The sequence below is a fragment of the Bifidobacterium sp. ESL0763 genome, assembly GCF_029433395.1.
Taxonomy (GTDB): domain Bacteria; phylum Actinomycetota; class Actinomycetes; order Actinomycetales; family Bifidobacteriaceae; genus Bifidobacterium.
Map to the genome: position 1 here is coordinate 1,372,009 of NZ_JAQTHW010000002.1, position 17,933 is coordinate 1,389,941.

Consider the following 17,933-nt stretch of genomic DNA (forward strand, 5'->3'; position numbering starts at 1 on the left):
GTCCGATCGGCCGTGTTTCCAACGCCGGACGCCCGCTTATTACCTCTTCACTCCGTCACTTGGCCGCGGGCACGTCCCCGGCGTAGATATAGAGGTCGTCGAGGGCGCTGCCGATGGCGCGCACGTCCTCGGGATGCTCGGCGCTCGGACGCTCGGCGTCGCGCGAAAGGCCGTGCGCCTCGTAATAGCCCACGTCGCAGGCGCTGTCGGTGTGCAGGTAGTAGCGGCCCACCGAACGCGAGGCCAGGTGGCGCATCGCCTCGCCCCACAGGTGCCCGCCGATGCCGTGGCCGCGGGCGCCGGCGGCCACCAGGAAGAGCTCCAGCTCGGCCTGCGCGCTCCGCCCGATCTCCGCCGAACGCTCCAGGTCGATCTCCACGTCGCGCCAATACTCGGCGTAGCGCAGCCCCTCGGCGCCGATGGCGGTCGTCTTCAGCTCGTCCGCGGCGCGTTGCCGCTCCCCCTCGGCCTGCGGGAACGCCACCGGGTCGCCGACCACGCGGGTGAGCAGCACGCCCATGAACCGCCCGTCGAGCGTGGCGACCTCGCAGTGGGTGGAGGGCGCGAGGTAGTGCAGCACGTAATAGCGCGACATGAGAAGCGAGACCGGGCTGCCGGCCGTGGGCACGTCGTCGCCCCACATCTGGTCGAAGCGGCCGACCACATCCTCCAGGTCGCTCCACCGCATGGAACGATATACGACTGCCGATGACTCACCCATTGCCGATCCCCCTTTGCATATACGGATACCTCCATCTTAGGGCCGATGGCGCGAAGGCCGGCCGACGAGCCGACAATGCGGCAAAGGCGCATAGCCTGCCCATCCACAGTGTGAGAAAGTTGGCAAAAACAGACCTCGCGCCAAGCCATGTCGAACCGTTTGACACGATACAATGAAAATGTTTACCGATTACTGCAAGGAGGCAATAATGAAGGCTGTTCAATACTATGGCAAGGAACACATCCAGATCGACGAGATCCCCGAGCCCCAGCTCAAGCCCGGCACCATCAAGGTGCATCCGGCCTACACCGGCATCTGCGGCTCCGACCTGCACATGTACTACAGCGGGCCCGAATCCGTGAGCGGCAACGTGCCCGGCCATCCCCATCCGATCTCGGGCGAGAGCATCCCGGTGGTGCTGGGCCACGAGTTCTCCGGCACCGTCGAGGCCATCGCCGACGACGTTCAGACCGACCTCAAGGTCGGCGACCACGTGTGCATCGAGTCGATGATGGTGTGCGGCGAGTGCCCCTCGTGCAAGGCCGGGCACTACAACACCTGCGACAAGGTCGGCGGCATCGGCATCAACGGCCGTGGCGGCGGCATGAGCGAGCATGTGGTGGTCGAGTCGCGCTTCGTGCACGGCGTCGGCGACATCCCGCTCGACCAGGCGGCGCTGATGGAGCCCTTCACCGTGGCCTACCACGCGGTGCGGCGCAGCGGCGCGGAGGCCGGCCAGACCGCGGTGGTCGGCGGCGCGGGCCCTGTGGGGCTCATGCTCGGCGCGGTGCTCAAGGCCAAGGGCCTGAAGGTCATCATGTCGGAGCTCTCCGAGGTGCGCAAGCAGACCGCCAAGGACACCGGCGTGGCCGACGTGGTGGTCGACCCGAGCAAGGAGGACCTGGCCGAGCGCGTCAAGGCCGAGACCGACGGGGCCGGGGCTGATGTGGCCTTCGACGCCTCGGGCGTGGGCGTGGTGGTCCACCAGCTCATCGCCGCCGTGCGCGAGAGCGGCACCGTCATGATCGTGGCCATCCACGTGCGCCCGCTCGAGCTCAACGTCGCCAAGGAGCTGACCCGCACCGAGAAGAGCATCATGACCTCGCTGGCCTATTGCAATGACCACGAGGGCTCCATCAAGCTCGTGCAGGACAAGCACATCGACCTCTCGCCGTTCATCACCGACAAGATCAAGGCCGAGGACCTCGTCGACAAGGGCCTCAAGCAGCTGCGCGACGACGGCGAGCACCATGTGAAGATCCTCGTCGAACTCTAGAATTCAGCCGTCTGCGGCAAGGACGGATACGGTTCCCGCCGCGAACGGCATAAAGGAGAAGGCCCGCGCCACATCCCGGCGCGGGCCTTCCGCTTTGCCCGGCCGGGCCCGACACCACACGCCCGGATGTCTGGGCATCTGCGGTTGGTGAGTCCATCTCATTATCATGGTGGTATCGCACGGCGCATCCGGTGCCACCACGACGTGGCCTCCGGAACAATGGGAGACACAAAAGGAGCGGGATATGGGCATCGCAGGCAACCAGGCGCCGGGGGTGGCCGGCTGCCGGCCCATCCGCACCCTCGGCTCCGGCTCGACGGCCGACGTCTACCTCTACCACCAGCTCAATCCCTCGCGCGACGTGGCGGTGAAGGTGGGCAAGTCCAGGCCCGGCAAGGACTTCAACGCCACGTTCACCCGCGAGGCCGACATCATGGCCGCGCTCTCCACCCATCCCTACATCCTCTCGATCCACGGCTCCGGGCTCACCGACGACGGCCTGCCCTACCTGATGCTCGAATACGCCCCGAACGGCTCCTACAAGCAGATCATGCGCTCGGGTGGCATCGGCGTGCGCGCCATGCTCGACCTCGGCGTCAAGCTCGCCGGCGCCCTGCAGACCGCGCACACCCACGGCGTCATCCACCGCGACATCAAGCCGGCCAACGTCCTGGTGACCGCCCACGGCCTGCCGGCGCTCTCCGACTTCGGCATCTCGACCAGCGTCTACGAATCGCACGCGCGCACCGGCTTCTCGGTGCCCTGGGCCCCGCCCGAGGTGCTCACCGGCGCCGGCGGAGGCGACGAGGCGGCCGACATCTACTCGCTCGCGGCCACGCTCTACGGCCTTCTGGTGGGCAAGTCACCCTTCGAATACTGGTTCCATCCACGCACCCAGCAGCAGCTGGCGCAGCATATCGTCGACGACGCCATCCCCAGGCATTCCCTACCCCAGGTGCCCGACCAGGTCGAGCGCGCGCTGCTCAAGGCCATGGCCAAGGACCCGGGCGCCCGCTACGCCTCGGCGCTGCAGTTCGCCCGCGCCCTGCAGCAGGCCCAGCGCGACTGCTTCGGCTCGATGACGCCGCTGGTGGCCGAGAACGAGCAGCCCTACCCCAGCGACCACAAGCTCGCCGGCAGGCGCGCAGGCGGGCGCGAGGCCAACCCCGCCCTGCCCAAGCGCTCGAAGAAGCCATGGGCCATCGCGGCGGTCGTGGTGGCGGCGTTGGCGGCCATCGCGGCGGTGTTCGTTTTCGTGGTGATGCCGCATATGGACTCCGGCGCCAGCGCCAACCGCACGAGCGTGGGCAACGGCGCCACAACCGAGCGCAAGACGCACGCACGCGACGACGTGGAGGGCAACGACAGGGACGAGTCCGTCGCCGCGCCCGCAAATCTCAAGGGCAGCTCCGACGGCTCCTCCATCACCTTCACCTGGACCAACCCGGACCCGCAGCCGGGCGACACCTACGCCTGGGCCGAGGTCCAGGACGGCGGGGACGGCAAGGGCGCCGGCACCAAGATCGCGCACGGCACCAGCCTGACCATCGACGACCCGGGCACGGCGCAGACCTGCGTGCAGGTGAGCATCGTGCGCGGCGACGGACGGATGTCGCCCACGCCGGCCATCGCGTGCGTGGCGAAATAGGGACAGGGAAACGGCGCGAAGCCATGCGATAGCACCAAATAATAAGGAACGACGGAACAAAGAGACGCATATCTGCACTACGATGGAACGGTAGTGACGAGAAGCAAGGCGGGAACAATGGGCAAGACATCGAACGGACGCGCCAGGCGGCATCGGATCGGCATGGCGTTCAAGCGGCTGAACTCGCAGACCAACCGCCGCTGGCTCACCCCCGTGGTCATGCTGCTCGTGCTGTTGGCGATCGTGGCCGGCGCCATCATCGTCAACACCGTCACCCGCGCCCACGTGCACCTCGACGACGGCACCGTGTGGGTCACCTCCCTGAAGGACCGCAAGGCCGCCAGGTTCAACGTGAGGCTCAAGCAGGCCAACGGCGCGGTCTCGCCGACCACCCCCTCCTTCGACGTCGCCCAGCACGACGACGACACCATCCTCAGCGACGGCACCAAGGCCCAGGGCATCCAGGCGGCCACGCTGGGCATCCACGGCAAAAGCGACACCAAAAGCTCCACCAAGGCGCTGGTCGGCGGCGGCTCGGCGGCGTTCCTCAACTCCAGGACCGGCAACGTGTGGACCGGCAAGGCCAGCGACCTCGACTCCATCGCGCCGACCACCTCGGCCCCGCAGATGCGGCTGGGCGAGGGCGGCAAGGTCGCCGTCACGCACGACGGCGCGATCTACGGCTACCGCCCCTCCGACGGCATGGTGTTCAAAATGGACAACGAGCACGCCAGGGCCGAGCAACTCAAATCGCTGACCGACGGCCAGCACACCAACGCCGACAGCTTCACCGTCATCGGCGACCGGCCGGTCATCGCCACCGGCCACACCCTCGTCTTCAAGGGCGGCAAGGCCGACCTCGATTCCAAGGGCAAGCTCTCACTGCAAGCGCCGCCCACCGACGGCAACCAGGAAGACTGGGTGGCGGCCTCGGCGAGCAACGGCGTGTTCACCCTCGACTTCTCGCACGGCAACAAGGTGGCGAGCTATCCCAACGGCGGCAAGGCCGAGCCGGCGCAGCCCGTCTCCTCCAACGGCTGCCTCTACGCGGCGTGGTCGCAGCAGGCGCACAACTACATCCGCCTGTGCTCCCCTGCCGGCGCGGCCGACGCGACGGGCGCGGGCAAGGCCTCCTACAAGACCCTCGAATCCGTCTCCCCCACCTCGCAGCTCGTCTTCCGCACCAACCACCGGCTCGTCGTGCTCAACGACGTGGTCAACGGCAACGTGTGGAACCCGGACCAGTCCACCAAGGTCATCAAGATCCAGTGGAAGCAGGTGGAGACCAAGAAGGCCACCAACCAGCGCCAGAACAGCGATTCGGCCAACAACCAGAAGGAGTTCAAGCCCACCTGCTCCGCCAAGTCCGGCAGCATCAAGGCCCAGGACGACCAGTTCGGCGCCAGGGTGGGCGGCCAGCAGATCCTCGACGTGCTGCGCAACGACGAGCAGACCGACTGCTCGGTGCTGCACATCACCAAGGTGGGCCCGGTGCAGGGCTCCGGCATCACCGTCTCGCCGATCTACGCCGGCCGCTACCTGCAGCTCGACGCCACCAACGCCAAGCCCGGCAAGACCTCCTTCACCTATGAGATCAACGACGGGCGCGGCCAGAGCAGCGAGGCGACCGTCTCGCTGAACATCGAGGCCGGCGCGGCCAACCAGGCCCCGGCGCAGAGCGACACCCCTCCCGAATACGAGGTGGAGCAGGGCGCGACCATCACCGTCAACGCGCTGGGCTCCTTCACCGACCCGGAGGGCGACCCGCTCACCCTCACCTCGGCCGTGGCCCAGAACAACGACCAGGTGGCCATCTCGACCCGCGCCGACGGCCAGCTCGTCTTCAACACCGGCTCCCTGACCGGCGGGCGCGTGGGCGTGGAGGTGACCGCCTCCGACGGGCGTGCCACCGGCACCGGCCTCGTCTACTTCTCGGTGCGCCCGGCCAACACGCTGCCCGCGCTCATCGACGCGGTGAGCAAGACCACCACCCCCGACACCACCACGACCATCGCCCTGAAGCAGTACGTGCACGGCACCAGCGCCCAGCCGCCGCTGCTCACCGCCGTCAACGCGCCGGAGGGCACCACCACCTCGGCCAATGCCGCCGACCTCTCCTTCACCTTCAAGGCCAGCAATCCCGGCACCTACTACGTGCCCTACACCATCACCCAGGGCAGCATCGAGGCGCAGGGCCTGGCCCGCGTGGAGGTGCAGCCGGTGACCGACCAGTCGGCCAAGCCGATCGCCGCCAACGACGTGGCGCTGCTGGGCGCCGACCGCACGGCCATCGTCGAGCCGCTGAACAACGACACCGATCCGATGGGCGGGGTGCTCTCGGTCACCTCGGTGAGCGTGGACCCGAAGCTCGGCATCAAGACGGGCCTGGTGGCCCACAAGCGCGTCTACATGACGGCCCGCCAGATCCCCACCAAGCCGGTGGAACTGAGCTACACGGTGGCCAACGCCTCCGGCTCCTCGCGCGGCACCATCGTGCTGCAGCCGCCGGCCCTCACCACCACGAACGCCGCGCCCAAGGCGGCCAACATCGACGCGAACGTGCGCACCGGCGGCATCGTCTCGGTGGACGCCATCGACCACGTCTCGCACGCCGACGGCACCACCGTGAAGCTGCAGAACGCGCTGCAGTACAACAAGAAGACCTTCAAGGGCCTGGTCTTCGTCTCCGGCGACAACGTGCGCTACGAGGCCTCCTCCACCCCCGGGGTCTACCCGGTGACCTACACGGTCAAGGACAACGTGGGCAACGCGGCCTCCGGCACCATCACCATCACCGTGCACGCCAAGGACGCCACCACCAAGACCGCCCCCACCCCGCACGACACCCAGGCGCAGGTGGCCTCCGGGCAGAAGGTGCGCATCCCGATCACCCTCACCGGCATCGACAACGACGGCGATGACGACACGCTGCTGGGCCTGGGCAACAAGGCCCCCAAGCTCGGCCGCATCGACGAGGTGGGTGCCAACTACCTGGTCTACCAGGCCTACGCCGATTCCACCGGCACCGACACCTTCTCCTACGCGGTGGAGGACTGGACCGGCCAGCGCGCCCAGGCGCAGATCCGCGTGGGCGTCTACAAGGACACCTCCGGCTCCGGCGTCTACGCGCGCGACGACCAGGTGACCCTGCGGCCCGACACCCGAGCCACCGTGCCCGTGGCGCTCAACGACATCTCCGGCGACAGCACCGACCTCACCGTCTCGCCCAAGCTCGAGGCGCAGGGCATCGACGGCGCCAGCGTCAAGGACAACATGATCAGCCTGAAGACGCCCTCGCAGGCCGGGACCTCCTACGTCATCTACACCGTGCACGACAAGGCCGGCCTGGCCGACACCGGCACGCTGAGCGTCACCACCGACCCCAACGCGCCCATCGAGCCGCCCACGGCCTACGACTATCGTGTGCCCTCGGCCGCCACGCTCGACAAGAAGTCGGTGGACGTCGATCTCTCCCAGTGGATCGCAAACCCCTCGGGCACCGCCGACGAGCTGCAGGTGGGCATCGACCCCTCCGCGCAGGCCCACGCCCGCGTCAAGGGCGGCGCGAAGTCGACCACGGTGAGCATCGACCTGACCAGCGAGGCGCGCAGCGTGCCCTACACCGTCACCAACACCACCTACAACGTCACCTCCACGGCCTTCGTGCAGGTGCCGGCCTACGGCGTCTTCCCTCCGACCCTGCGCCCCAAGGCCCCCAAGATCAAGGTCAACGCCAAGCGCACGGTGACCATCAACATCGCCGACTACGTGCGCGTGGGGCCGGGCAAGACCGCCTACGTCGACAAGGGCTCGGTGAGCGCCACCAAGAGCGCGAACTCCGATTATTACGTCAACGACCAGACGCTCAAGTTCACCGCTCCGCGCGACTACGCCGGCCCGGCCTCGATCACCTTCACCGCCATGGACGGCAAGAAGGACGACCACGCGGTGGGCAAGGTCGACAAGAACGGCGTCAAGCAGGCGAAGATCGTCAACTCCGCGGTGCTCACGCTGCCCATCACCGTCATCGGCCGCAACGTGCCGCCGCCCACCTTCTCCTCGCCGACCATCAACGTGGCCGCGGGCGAGGACGCCAAGACCGTCGATCTGAAGGCGCTCACCCACGCCCCCAGCGGCCTCGACGAGGACGAGAAGGACTACAGCTACTCCGGCGGCGAGGCGAGCGGACCGGTCAGCGCGCACCTGAGCGCGGGCGGCAGGCTTTCGGTGAAGGCCGAGGCGGACGCCCCGGTCGGCTCGATCTCCAGCATCCCGATCACCATCAAGTACTCCAATGGCACCGTCTCGGCGGGCCTGACGGCGCAGGTCTCGCAGTCGACGCGCCCGCTGGCCAAGATCGCCGACGTGCACAAGCAGATCAAGGCGGGCTCGACCGAGACCGTCAACGTGCTCGACGGCGCGTTCAACCCCTTCCCCGGCAAATCGCTGAGCGTGGTGAGCTGCAAGGCCGACGACGCCGCCAAGCTCAAGGTGGACTGCGGGCACAGCGGGTCGATCTCGATCCACGCGGCCTCCGACATCGGCGCCTCGTCGAACACGGTGGTCGTGGGCGTACAGGACGCCACCAAGAGCCACGAGCGCGAGGTGAGCGGCACCATCACCCTTTCGGTAATCGACAAGCCCGACGCACCCCTGCTCTCCCCCATCGCCGGCAAGCCTTCCGACGGCATGGTCAGCCTCTCCTGGACGCCCGGCAGCGCCAACGGCAGCCCCATCACCGACTACGAGGTCAACTGGGGAGAGGGCAGCAAGTCGTGCGGCGCCGTCACCACCTGCCAGGTTACGGGGCTGACCAACGGCAAGACCTATTCCTTCAAGGTCCGCGCCAAGAACGAGGTCGGTTGGTCGAAGGAGTCCGCGGCGGTGGACGGCATGCCCGACAAGGTGCCCGACGCCCCCGGCAACATCAAGGTGACCGGCGGCTACCACAAGGTGGACGTCAGCTGGGACGCACCGACCTCCACCGGCAGCAAGCCGGACTCTTACAGGGTCACCCTGAGCGATGGGCAGAGCGATACGACCAGCGGAAATAGCCTGTCATTCGACATCGCAGACGGTTCCATCAGCGACGGCCAATCGATCAAGGCCAAGGTCCAGGCGCACAACCGCGCCGGCGACGGCGTCGAAAGCGGTTTCGAAGGCGACGCCAAGCCGTGGGGCGACCCGGACGCTCCCTCGGTCAGCCTCAACCAGACCGACGACTCCCACATGACAGTCACCGCGAATGCCGGCAACACCCACAACGCAGGGTGCTCCAGCATCGCCATCAGCGGTGCGTGGACGGGGACCGTTTCCTGCTCCGGCGGCTCACATACCTTCCTCCTCGACGACGGTCAGTACGGCCAGGACGTCACCGTGCACGGCAAGGTGAACGCCTCGAAGTCGGGGACGTCTCCCAAGACCGGCGATGCCAGTGCGCCAGCAACATACCATATCAACGAGCCCAGCAACGTCCAGATACATCTCGAAGGCAACGATACTTGCATGCTGAGCTGGTCGGGCAACGGCAGGCACAACGGCTTCCAGATCGACAAGGAGAAAGTGGGCAGCGGCACGACTTTCAAGCGTTGGCACGTCGATCCTTGGGTCGACTGCGACAATCACACAATCGCACAGACGCTCGGCGACCAAGTCGGTCCCACAGCTTCCGCCAATGGCAGCAATGTGGGCTATTACCCCAAGGCCGACATGAGAGGCATCGGCCTGACATGGCAAGACCATGACCACATCACGGTCTCCGGCACACCGACTACCTATAACCAGGGTTGGCAAGCCAAAATCCACATCTGGGCCAACGGCCAGGAACATGACTACGATTGGGCGTCCTCAATCGACGTGCACGACCTGCCCGACAGCTCCGACTACACCTGGCAGGTCCAGGTCTTCGGCAGCGATTCCCGCCTCAACAACGACACCGGCGACCCCAACCAGCACCATGTCGGCAGCATCCGTCGAAGCATGCAGTCACTGCGGCCTCAAGCGTCCGCACTGAGCCTCGACTCCGATGATGCCTCCGTTATGTCGATGACTCCGTCGTCCCGAAAGCATCCGCGCCAAGCCAATGCCCAATCCAACAACTTCAACCATCGCCAAGACGCAAGGCCAACCACAAAGGAGAACCGATGACCGAGCAGAACCAACAACCAGTCAGTGACGAGACGCAACTGTCGGACGCCACCCACCTGCCGAGCCGCGACGACACCACCGGCTCGAACGGCACCGTGTTCCCCTCGCTGCCCAACCGCGGCGGCGGCCAGCCCATCGACGACGGCACCATCCTCTCGAGCCTCAACGGTTCCCTGCCCGACGCGACCGGCGAATCCGAGATCGGCGAGGAGACCGTGCTGAGCGCCTCGGCGCCGCAGACCGCCTTCCCGGCCGAGACCTCGCTGCCCATGGATGACGGCACGGCAGGCAGCGCCTCCGGCCAGAGCGCCGCCCAGCCGGCTTCGGCATACGATGACCCGGCCCCGGCGATGGCCCCGACGGCCGCTCCGGCGACCGCCACCCCATCCGCAACCGCGGCGACTCCTGCGGCGCCGGCCTCCGCAACCACCGCCACAACTAGCACCACGTCCGCCGCCCCCACCATCATGCGCGAGGCGAGCCCGGCCATCCGCAGCTTCCAGCGCGACTTCACCAAGCTCACCGACAACATCTCCAAGGTGGTGGTCGGCAAGCCGAACCCGATCAAGCTGTGCGTCACCGCGCTGATGGTCGGCGGCCATGTGCTGCTGGAAGACAACCCCGGAACCGGCAAGACCCAGCTGGCGCGCGGCCTGGCGAACTCCATCGAGACCTCGTTCAAGCGCATCCAGTTCACCCCCGACCTCCTGCCGAGCGACGTGGTGGGCGTGACCTTCTACGACCAGAAATCCGGCGAGTTCGAGTTCCGCCGCGGCCCCGTCTTCGCCTCCATCGTGCTGGCCGACGAGATCAACCGCGCCTCGCCGAAGACGCAGTCCGCGCTGCTGGAGGTGATGGAGGAGCAGAAGACCACCGTGGACGGCAAGACCTACGACATGCCCCAGCCCTTCATCGTCATCGCCACGCAGAACCCGCTCGAGCAGCTGGGCACCTACAAGCTGCCCGAGGCGCAGATGGACCGCTTCCTGATCAAGACCTCGCTGGGCGCGCCGAGCCGCGAGACCGCCATCGACATTTTGAAGCAGATCGACGTCACCGACCGCGCCAACGCCGTCTCGCCCGTTTTGGACGAGGACGACATCCTGCGCATGCGCCGGGTGGCCGGCGAGGTGCACGTCGACGAGCACATCCTCGAATACATCGAGCGGCTGGTGGAGGCCACAAGGCTCAGCGAGAAGACCAAGGTCGGCTCCTCCATGCGCGGCGCCCTGGCGCTGACCCGTTGCGCCCGCATCTGGGCGGCGGCCGACGGACGCGGCTATGTGATCCCCGACGACGTGCGCGACCTCGCCGGCGCCGTGCTGGCCCACCGCATCAACCTGACCGCCGAGGCCGCCTTCAAGGGCGAGAAGCCCGAGGACCTGATCGACGAGATCCTCGAGGCCGTCCCCGTGCCGACCATCGGAGCGTGAGGAAGCCCGCATGCAACGAACGCGACAGACATCCCGCGCCTCACTGCGGCTCGGCCGAATGAGGCCGGGCGCGGCGAAGCCAGGTTCCGGCATGCCCGGCCAGGCCAATTCCGGACCCACGCAATCCGGACCGGCAAAGCCCGGCTCCAAGAGGCCCAACCTCAGGATGCCGAACATCACCATGCCCCCGGCCCTGCTCCGCTTCTTCCGCAAGGCACGGCGCTGGCTCGGCAGGGCGCGCAAGGCGGCCCCCGGCTGGCTCACCTCCTACGTCTCGCCCCTGGGCTGGTGCGTGCTGGCGCTCGGTGTGGCGAGCCTGGCGGCCTTCCCGGCCCTGGGCTGGCACGAGCTGCTCGTCATCGCCGTCATCGCGCTGGTGATGGAGGCGGCGGGACTCGTGATGTCGCTGGGCAACACCTCGTTCAAGGCGACCCTCGGCCTTTCCGAAAGCCGCATCACCGTCGGCGAGAGCGTGGACGTGGACGTCGAGGTGGCCAACCCCGGCAAGGTCCCCACCGTCAGCGCCACCGGCGAGCTGCCTTTGGGCGAGGCGCGCAAGACCTTCCGCATCCCGGCCCTGGCCCCCGGCAAATCCAAGCGCCAGCAGGTCCGCTTCCGCGCCGCCACACGCGCGGTGCTGCCCGTCGGCCCCCTGTCGATCCGCAAGGGCGACCCGTTCGGCCTCATCCGCCACGAGCAGTCGCTGAGCGAGACGATCGACGTCTATATCCATCCCAGGACGGTGCGCCTGAGCACCCTGAGCTCCGGGCTGGCGCGCGACCTCGAGGGAGGCCCCACCGAGCAGGTGGTCGACGACGACCTCGATTTCTACGGCCTGCGCGAATACCGCCCGGGCGACGACATGCGCAACGTCCACTGGCTCTCCTCGGCCAAGACGGGCACGCTGATGATCCGCCAATACGACGCCACCAAGCGCACCGACACCTCGCTGACCCTGGCCTGCAACCCCGCCGCCTACCCCGGCGAGCGCGAGTTCGAGACCGCGGTGAGCGTGGCCGCCTCCATCGGCGCGCAGTGCCTGGTCGACGACCGCCCGCTGGTCTGCCGCGCCTCCACGCGCGAGAGCCGGGCCACGCATCCCACCCGTTTCCTCGACTGGTGCAGCGGCATCACGCCCGACGCCGACGAGGACCCGAACCTCGCCTCGGCCACCCTCGAGGGCAGCCCGAACGCCTCGTTCTACTTCTTCGTCACCGGCTCCCTGGCCGATTTCGAGGCCCTGCGCCGCGTCGCCGCCACGATGCCCGGCGAATCGGTGTGCGTCATCTTCCAGGTCGACCCCTCGCAGGACGTCTCGATACGCCGTTACGACGGCTTCACCCTGGCGAGCGTCGACCAGCTCGAGAACCTGCCCCTGGTGATGGAGGCGCTGCGATGAGACTGCATACCCCGCATATTCCGCTTGCCGACATCACCGGTACCGCTGGCACATCCGGCACCACTGGAACCGCCACCGGCCGCGCCAACGGCTCCTGGGCCTCGGAGACCCGCTCCCCCATCGTGCTGAGCGACGGCCGCGGCTATTCCTTCGTCACCCCGCACCGCTCCCGGCGCGCCTGCCTGCTGGGCCTGGCCGCAATCCTGGCGATCATCTGCCTGAGCTCGGCCAACCTCATCGACGCCTACGGCTCCGCCCTGATGTGGGCCGGCGTGGCCATCCCCGCAGCGCTGCTCGGCTGCCTGATCGCCTTCGCGGGCACCTTCCCGGCCCTGCGCCTCTGGTGGCAGCTGGTCTTCCTGGTCGTCGCCCAGTTCGTCGTCGGCCCGGTCATCACGCTCAACGGCACCACGATCGCCCATCTCGTCCCGACGGCGGACACCCTCACCCAGGGCGCGATCGACACGTTCGGCGCGTTCAAGTACGTCATCTCGGTGGCGGCCCCGGTCGGCGGCGCGGACGGCGGGCTCATGGCCCTCTGGACGCTCAACCTCCTCACCGCGCTGTTGGCCGGCGTGCTGGCGGCCGACGAGGCCCACGACCTTTCGCTGGCGAGCATCGTGCCGCTGCTGCTCAACCTAGTGGTCAGCGCGCTGCTGGGCACCTCCACGGGCACGGCCCGCGTGGCCTGCCCCATCGTGGCGATGATCGTCCTGGTCGTCTGGCTGGCCTGGCGGCGCCACTCGCTCAACCTCAACCGGCTGGCGAGCGCCACGGTCATCGTGGTCATCGCCGCGGCCCTGGCGTTCGGCGCGTGCCTGGTGGTCCCGCAGCACCGCCTGACCCTGCGCGAACGCTACAACCCGCCGCTCGACCCGCACCAATACACGAGCCCGATGAGCGACATGCGCTCCTACGTCAAGGACCACAAGAAGGACACGCTGGTCACCGCGCGCGACCTGCCCGCCGGCACGCCCATCCGCCTGGCGGTGATGGACCGCTTCGACGGCAACGTGTGGAACCTCTCCGATTCCTCCGACGCCTCGGATTCCTCGGACTACCGCAAGGTCGGCAGCGCCATCCAGGCCGATGACGAGGGCAGGGGCTTCAAGGCGCGGATCACGGTGCACGGCGGCTTCTCGGAACAGTGGCTGCCGCTGGCCGGCGACGCCACGTCCATCACCTTCGCCGACGGGCAGGGCAAGGGTGCCAAGTCCACCAAGTCCGACGGCCAGGATTCCTATTACTACAACCTCGGCACGCATTCGGCCATCGTCCCCGAAGGCACCCAGGCCGGCGAGACCTACACCGAGACCGGCGTCATCCCCGAGGTGCCCTCGGCGCAGGAGGTGGCGCGCTCCAGCGCCGACCACGTCTCGCAGCCGGCCACCAAGGACGTGCCCGACAGCGTGGGCAAGCTCGCTCCCTCCCTGGTGGGCAAGCAGTCCAGCGACGGCAGGACCGCCGACGCGCTGGCCACGGCGCTGAAGACCAAGGGCTGGTTCTCGCACGGCCTGACCGGCGACTATCCCTCACTGCCCGGCCACGGCAACTACCGCATCGACCAGATGCTCGCCGGCAGCGCGATGGTGGGCGACAGCGAGCAGTACGCCTCCACGATGGCCCTGATGGCGCGCGAGCTGGGGCTGCCCAGCCGCGTGGTGCTCGGCTTCCTACCCAAGGACAAGGACGGCGGCATCTCCAAGGCCCGCACCAAGCAGACCAGGAACGGCACGGTCACCAATTTCACCGGCAACGACATCGAGGCCTGGGTGGAGATCAAGCTCAAGGGCCACGGGTGGGTCGCCTTCTACCCCACGCCCAAGGAGACGAAGGTCCCCAACAAGAACCAGGACCTCACCCCGCCCAAGCCCAAGACGCTGGTGCGCCAGCCGCCGGTGCCGCTCACCGACCCGTTGCGCGACCAGAACCAGGCCCGCAACCGTACGTCGCTCAACGGCGACGAGGTCGACGACTCGCTCTTCGGACGCGTCTTCGCCAAGGTCTTCCACGTCATCGGCGTGGTGGCCTACTACGGCAGCCCGCTGTGGATCGTTCTGGGCATCTGCGGGATCATCCTGCTGGTCAAGGCCGTGCAGCTGGCGATGATGCGGCGCCGTGGCTCGCCGGGCGCGCGCATCGCCTCGGGCTGGAAGGCTCTCGACATGCTGGCCCTGCAAAGCGGCATCCGCACCCACGGCACCCGCCGCGAGCAGTCCCGGCAGATCGCCGAGGCACTGGGAGCCGACAAGACGGACGAACTCGAGACGCTCTGCCACGAGGCCGACTGGGCCGCCTTCTCCGGCGCGCAGCTGGGCGAGGACGCGCCCGAGCGGTATTGGCAGCGCATCGACGAGTCCCGCAGCCGCATCCTCTCCGGGCAGACCCGTTGGCGCAGGCTGCGCACGCGCCTGTCGCTGCGGGGCGTGCTGGGCAGGCCCACCATCGCCGGCCTGGTCGCCGGACTCAAGGCCGCGGCATCCGCCCTGTTGCGCACGGCGAAGTCTATACTGGCTCATACAGGCAAGAGAGCAACCGAGAGGAAAGGCCGCAGATGAACGCTGCATGCATCCACACCGCCATCGGCAGCGACATCGGCAACAAGCGGCGCAACAACCAGGACAACGGCCTGGCGGCGCTCGGGGTCTATGTGGTCTGCGACGGCATGGGCGGAGGCGTCGGCGGCGAACGCGCCAGCGGCCTGGTGGTCAAGCATCTGGCGGCCCTGGCCTCCAGGCACACCCGCGAGCGCGCCGACATCGAGCGGTCACTGGCCGAGGCGCAGGAGGAGACCCGCGGGCTCGGCGAGGAGCTGGGAGGCGTGGCCGGCACCACCGCCACCGGACTCATCGCGCCCTCCATTCCCGGCGACGGCCCGATCGACGCGACCTCACCCTGGTACGTCATCAACGTCGGTGACTCGCGCACCTACCATCTCGACCGCCGTGCCGACGGCACCTGCGTGGCCGGCTCCATCTGCCAGGTGACCACCGACCATTCCCAGCGCCAGGAGGCCATCGACTCCGGGCTGATGCTGCCGGAGGTGGCCAACGCGACCATCCCACGCAACATCATCACCCAGTGCATCGGCTCCCCCGACGGCATCGACCCCGACTTCTTCGCGGTCGTGCCCACCGGCCGGTTCCTCGTCTGCTCCGACGGCCTGCATTCGCTCGTCGCCGAGCGCAGGATCGGCGAGATCTGCGAGGCCAACCCCGACCCGCAGGACGCGGTCACCGCGCTCATCGCCGCCGCGCTCGACGCCGGAGGCAACGACAACGTCACCGTCATCGTCGTGGACCTGGATGATGCCGGCGACAACGCTCCCGAACCGTGGCGGGCCTGCAAGCTCGACCGCGGCGAGGACCTCTCGTCCATAGGCGACACCACCCTCGACGGGCTGAGGACCTGAGGCTTGGCCATCGCGTCGGGCATATTTGAATACATACGATAGAAGCAACACCAAGGAGAAAGCAGCAAGAAATGGTCGATTACGATACCGCCGCGGCTGTCGTGCAGGATCAGCAGGCAGACCCGGTCATGCTCGCCAAGATAGCCTACGAGAACCCCGAGTTCGGCGCCAATGTGGCCGCCAACCCGCGGTGCTACCCGGGCCTGAAGCGCTGGATCGCCGAGTTCGGCGACGAGCGCGCCCGGCAGACGCTGCAGGCCATGGGCTTCGCCGCGCCCGAGGGTGGCCCGTCCACCCCGATCCAGCAGCGTGACGACGCGGCCGAGGCACAGGCTGACGCACAGGCCGGTATGCAGGCCAGCGCCCAGGCGGCTGGCATGCAGGAACAGGCCCAGGCCGGGCAGTTCTATGTGGCCGACCAGCAGATCGCCGCGGGCCAGCAGCCCGTCGTCAGCCAGCAGGGCGGCATGGCGCAGCAGCAGGCCATGGCGGGTCAGCAGGCCGGCATGGGCCAGCAGGCCGCCCAGCCCGCCACCAACCCGTATGGCTTCACCGCCGAGCAGGCCCTGGACCCGAACACCGACCAGATGACCATCGCGCGCATCGCCCAGTACGCCCCGGAGCTGCGCGCCTGCCTGGCACGCAACCCCAACACCTACCCCGAGCTGCTCGACTGGCTGGCCCAGCTCAACGACCCGTCCATCAACGCGGCCCTAGCCATGCGCCAATAAGCGGCCTGCCAATCAGTCGATTCATCGGCTCACGACGACGCCCCTGCCCTGCGGTCCAATCCCGCCAGGTCAGGGGCGTCGTGTTATCTCGCCACTTCATATGCGAACGGCGTGCGGTCGGGTGTTCACCCTTCCGCACGCCGTTTGGCGAAACAGATTTGACGTGGCTCTTATTCGCTCAGCTGGAAGAACTGGTCGCCGATACGCAGCGTCACCGGCGGCTCGATCCTGACCGGCTTGCCCTTGACCTGCGTCTCGTGCTCGTCGACGATGACGTAGGTGCCGTTGAGCGAGCCGTAGTCCTCGATCCACAGCGTGCCGTCCTTGTCGAAGCTGATGGCCGCGTGGTTGCGCGAGACGGTGCGCGTCGGGTCGATGAGCTTCACCGACACCGCGCCCTCGGGGATCGTGGCCGAGACGTGGCGGCCCAGCAGGGTGCTGCGGTCGAGCTCGATGTCCTGCCCGGTGGCGTCGTTGTGCAGATGGTAGGTCTTCTTGGGGGCCTTGGCCATGAACGAGGATGAGAGCACGGTGCCGTCCCAATCCTCGATGTCGCCGTCCTCGTTGAGCGCGGGGCCAGACGCGCCACCGACAGCTGCGGCGGAACCGTCGGTGTCGCCGGTGGATCCGTCAATGGACACACCCGGCTCAGCCGACGTGGTGCCGGCGGTCTCATTGCCGACCGATGGTTCGCCGGACGGTGCGGGTTCCATCGTCGCGGTTCTGGCATCCCCGGCCGCCGACGTACCGGCCTCATGCTCGGTTCCAGCCATCGACGTCGCAGCCTCACCTGCGGTATTCCCAGCAACCGTTTCAGCCCCAGCCGCATCGACCATCGACGTCGTGGCCGCACCGGCCATATTTCCGGCCGCAACCCCAGCGTTCCCGGCCGCCGGCATCGCACCCGTAGCATTCCCGGCCGCGGAATCCGCCGCCGACATTCTGTCCGCGGCAGCGTCGGCAACAGGACTTCCGCCCGTCTGCGACCCGTTCAATTCCGAAAGAACAGTGACATCATCGTCGTACCAGCCAGGCTCTGGCGGTGGCGGAAAAGGCGTATTACTCATGTCCTCATTCTACCGCCCCAACACAACATTCGGACCTGTCGGAACCACCGCCGCGCCGGCCAGACCGGTCTCTGCCGCAAACCAGCCGCCAACCAAGAA

The 17,933-nt window shown here is 67.9% G+C and carries 10 protein-coding genes; 8 read left to right on the forward strand and 2 right to left on the reverse strand.

Annotated features, from left to right (window positions below; all coding sequences use genetic code 11):
• Window positions 1-55: 55 nt before the first annotated feature.
• A complete protein-coding gene (locus PT282_RS06365; RefSeq protein WP_277168692.1) occupies window positions 56-721 on the reverse strand; it encodes a GNAT family N-acetyltransferase in 666 nt (221 codons plus the stop codon).
• Between the two features lie 208 nt (window positions 722-929).
• Between PT282_RS06365 and PT282_RS06370 the strand changes: the two genes are divergently transcribed.
• From PT282_RS06370 to PT282_RS06405, 8 genes are all read left to right on the forward strand, one after another.
• The gene (locus tag PT282_RS06370) at window positions 930-1,997 is read left to right on the forward strand and encodes a 2,3-butanediol dehydrogenase (RefSeq protein WP_277168693.1); all 1,068 of its coding nucleotides are present in this window, start codon (window positions 930-932) and stop codon (window positions 1,995-1,997) included.
• 244 nt (window positions 1,998-2,241) lie between these two features.
• Window positions 2,242-3,645: a serine/threonine-protein kinase gene (locus PT282_RS06375; RefSeq protein WP_277168694.1), complete on the forward strand. Its 1,404-nt coding sequence runs from the start codon at window positions 2,242-2,244 to the stop codon at window positions 3,643-3,645.
• Window positions 3,646-3,762: 117 nt separating this feature from the next.
• Entirely contained in the window at window positions 3,763-9,792 is a 6,030-nt protein-coding gene (locus PT282_RS06380) for an Ig-like domain-containing protein (protein ID WP_374114151.1), read from the forward strand.
• Window positions 9,789-11,225: a MoxR family ATPase gene (locus PT282_RS06385; RefSeq protein WP_277168696.1), complete on the forward strand. Its 1,437-nt coding sequence runs from the start codon at window positions 9,789-9,791 to the stop codon at window positions 11,223-11,225. Before PT282_RS06380 ends, PT282_RS06385 begins: the two co-directional genes overlap by 4 nt.
• Window positions 11,226-11,400: 175 nt before the next feature.
• The gene (locus PT282_RS06390; protein WP_374114167.1) at window positions 11,401-12,624 is read left to right on the forward strand and encodes a DUF58 domain-containing protein; all 1,224 of its coding nucleotides are present in this window, start codon (window positions 11,401-11,403) and stop codon (window positions 12,622-12,624) included.
• The gene (locus tag PT282_RS06395) at window positions 12,621-15,182 is read left to right on the forward strand and encodes a transglutaminase domain-containing protein (RefSeq protein ID WP_277168699.1); all 2,562 of its coding nucleotides are present in this window, start codon (window positions 12,621-12,623) and stop codon (window positions 15,180-15,182) included. Before PT282_RS06390 ends, PT282_RS06395 begins: the two co-directional genes overlap by 4 nt.
• Entirely contained in the window at window positions 15,179-16,036 is an 858-nt protein-coding gene (locus PT282_RS06400; protein WP_277168700.1) for a PP2C family serine/threonine-protein phosphatase, read from the forward strand. The genes PT282_RS06395 and PT282_RS06400 overlap by 4 nt, the downstream gene beginning before the upstream one ends.
• 71 nt (window positions 16,037-16,107) lie before the next feature.
• The gene (locus PT282_RS06405; protein WP_277168701.1) at window positions 16,108-16,767 is read left to right on the forward strand and encodes a hypothetical protein; all 660 of its coding nucleotides are present in this window, start codon (window positions 16,108-16,110) and stop codon (window positions 16,765-16,767) included.
• A gap of 170 nt (window positions 16,768-16,937) precedes the next feature.
• Here the strand turns inward: PT282_RS06405 and PT282_RS06410 are convergent, their stop codons facing one another.
• Window positions 16,938-17,540, reverse strand: coding sequence for an FHA domain-containing protein (locus tag PT282_RS06410; RefSeq protein WP_277168702.1), 603 nt, complete (start codon window positions 17,538-17,540; stop codon window positions 16,938-16,940).
• Window positions 17,541-17,933 lie beyond the last annotated feature (393 nt).